Source organism: Anaerovibrio sp. (assembly GCF_024697385.1).
GTDB lineage: Bacteria > Bacillota > Negativicutes > Selenomonadales > Selenomonadaceae > Anaerovibrio.
Genome location: NZ_JAILFV010000005.1, coordinates 1 through 2,734 on the forward strand (window position 1 = coordinate 1; position 2,734 = coordinate 2,734).

Annotated in this window: 4 protein-coding genes; all 4 read right to left on the minus strand. The window is 44.7% G+C overall.

Annotation, left to right across the window (positions count from 1 at the left end; genetic code table 11):
* Positions 1–570 (minus strand): ABC transporter substrate-binding protein (locus K6C05_RS00210; protein ID WP_296730221.1); only part of this gene is annotated, 570 nt, incomplete at its 3' end.
* Positions 571–587: 17 nt separating this feature from the next.
* Positions 588–2,042 (minus strand): class I adenylate-forming enzyme family protein, encoded by a 1,455-nt coding sequence (locus K6C05_RS00215; RefSeq protein WP_296730223.1) that lies wholly within the window; start codon positions 2,040–2,042, stop codon positions 588–590.
* Positions 2,043–2,052: 10 nt separating this feature from the next.
* Positions 2,053–2,301, minus strand: coding sequence for an acyl carrier protein (locus K6C05_RS00220; RefSeq protein WP_296730224.1), 249 nt, complete (start codon positions 2,299–2,301; stop codon positions 2,053–2,055).
* Positions 2,302–2,310: 9 nt separating this feature from the next.
* Positions 2,311–2,734 (minus strand): GNAT family N-acetyltransferase (locus tag K6C05_RS00225; RefSeq protein WP_296730225.1); only part of this gene is annotated, 424 nt, incomplete at its 5' end.

Sequence of the window (2,734 nt, forward strand, 5' to 3'; positions counted from 1 at the left end):
GTGAAGCTTCACAACCCCGGCCTCCAGTGCAGCCATTCCCTCTGCATGGGACATGCGCTGGATATTATTATCAAGAGCATGGGCATCACCGAGATTCTTTTCAGCAGCCATCCCCAACAGGATATGCTGAATGGACCCAGTTGAAACCAGGGCAATTTTATCCTCGCCTGTAATCTGCTTTATGCTTTTAATATTCTGGTCATTACTCATAAGACCATGGGACTGGGAACAAAGATTGGCGATGGCCTTGTAAGGCACGCCCTTGGAAACTCCGGATACAGCCGGTGCCAGGCCCATACAGCCAATATCTATAGTGCCGCCTATAATACCTTCATTGACAGCGGCTCCCGAATCCAGCTTAATGAACTTTACTTCCACATTTCCATTGTAATTTTTTTCAATCAATTTCTCTGTTTCCATGACATGAACAGGCGCATATCCTATTCCGCCCTGATATGCAATGGTTATCCTCTTGGGTGAATTGCCATCCTGTGCGCTGTTACTTCCACATCCCTGTAACATAACTGCCCCAAATACAAAGAGTACCATTAAAAGAATTATTTTTTTCACTATTGTCACTCCTTATCTTACTTTTGCAGTTCCTTACGCTTTATCTTCCCATTAAAAGTCCGTGGAATTTTATCTATAAATTCTATATAGCGCGGAACCTTATATGGTTCAAGCACGCCCTGAAGATATGCCTTAATATCCACTTCCGCCAAATTTCCATCAGCCTGCGGCACCACAAACAGCTTTGGCACCTGACCGGCAAAAGGATCAGTAACAGGAATGCAGGCACAATCCTTGATCATAGGCATTGCCCCGGCAGCTTCCTCGATTTCATCCGGAGCGACCTTCTTGCCCCCCACATTGATGATATCGCCCTTTCTACCCAGAAGAATTATATCGCCATCATCATCAATGTAAGCCTCATCAGAATTATACACCGCACCAGCATGCAGCACCTTGGCCGTTTCATCATCATCCTGCCAATATCCCTGCATGTTCATGGCACCACTACAGGAAAGCAGACCCACAGAACCCTGGGGAACCTCCTCCCCCTTTTCATCTATCATCCTTATATGAGCATTATAGGAGGGCTTGCCAATACATTTTTTCTTGGCCCCCGGTCTATTGAAATCATAAATAGCAATACAGCCACTTTCAGTACTGCCATAAAAATTATACAGCCTGGTATGAGGAAGCAGCTCACAAAGCTCCTCCTGGTCCCTTTCAGACAAAGGTGCAGCACCCAGCTGAATATATCTGAGACAATCCTGATAATCCCCCAGCCGCTTGCCGCTCATGCGCAAAAAGATCGACAGGGCCGCCGGAACAATATCCATGGAATTAACATTATATTTATCCATATAGGAAAAAAATTTATCTGTATCGATTATGTCATCAATAAGGATTACGGTGCCCCCGTTAACCATATTGGCATAATACCGCCTCAGGCCATGGGAATGGTTCATTGGCGATGGAATGATTTCCACATTGTCATGCTCCATTTCCACCCCGTGAATAACATTTTCTGCCAAGGCGATATCGGCACCATGGGTAATTACAATCCCCTTTTCCTTGCCGGTGGTACCGGTACTGAAAAGTATCTCACTTATATCCTCGCCCCCAGGAAATACCGGCTCAGCACTGGGGCCATGTCCACCTGCAATAGCAGCAAAATCCTCCAGCAGCATATGCTTCACATAGGTATCCATGGACTTTATGGTAATGACCAGACACGCTCCGGACCTTTTGGCAAAGACATTGATTTTAGCCGGTGCACAATTGTTCTCTACCGGAACAAAAATCCCACCCAGAAGCTGCACTGCAGCCTCCAGGGCCAAATAAGTGATGGAATGCTCTGCTTCCACCACCACTCTTTCTCCCCGTTTTACACCACATTCTGCCAGTCTGTCAGCCAAAGCCATGATTTTATCCTTATAATCACCATAGCTTATTTCTCCCCACTTATCCACCAGGCATAGCTTCTGCGGCTGATGCTCTCCATGATAAAAAATATTTTCTACAACAGAGTTCATATACCGCACCTCACTGGGCGTTCCCACAATATTTTTCAAGGATTTCCAGCCCGGCCCGATAAGATACGAATTTCTTGATATCCTCAATACCCATCCGGATGGAAAATTCCTTTTCCAAGGCTGTCACAAGACTCATGTGGGCCAGGGAATCCCAGGCCACAATCTCCTTCTGGACCAATTTATCCAAATCAGTACTATCATCTATCTTAATTCCCAAAACCTCAGCAAACACCTTATTATATACAGGTATCCTTTCCATAATGCCACCTCATTCAAAGTCTATTTTTTCGTACTCCATACCAGACCGCAGCTGATCCCATTCAGAACGCAACATGCCAAATATGTGCAGGTCATGGTATTCACCATGCTTCAGTACCACCTGACGCATGACTCCCTCCTCCTTGAAGCCAAAGCGGTCATTAATAAGAATGAGATTCTTATTAATATCCATTATTTCCTTGGTTACCTTATTCACTCCCAGCTTATAAAAAACATAATCATTGAGATTGCTCATGAGATCCATGAGCAGAGTCATTGACCGCTTTTCGTTAACGGCAATATAAAGTCCTGTGTGAATGAGATTGTTGCGCCTGTCCCAGTTCACCAGATTTATCAGGCCTATAGGCATCCCATCGTATTCTATAATCCAATAAAAAGAATTTTCATCATCCTTGATGCGTTTAAACCATTTC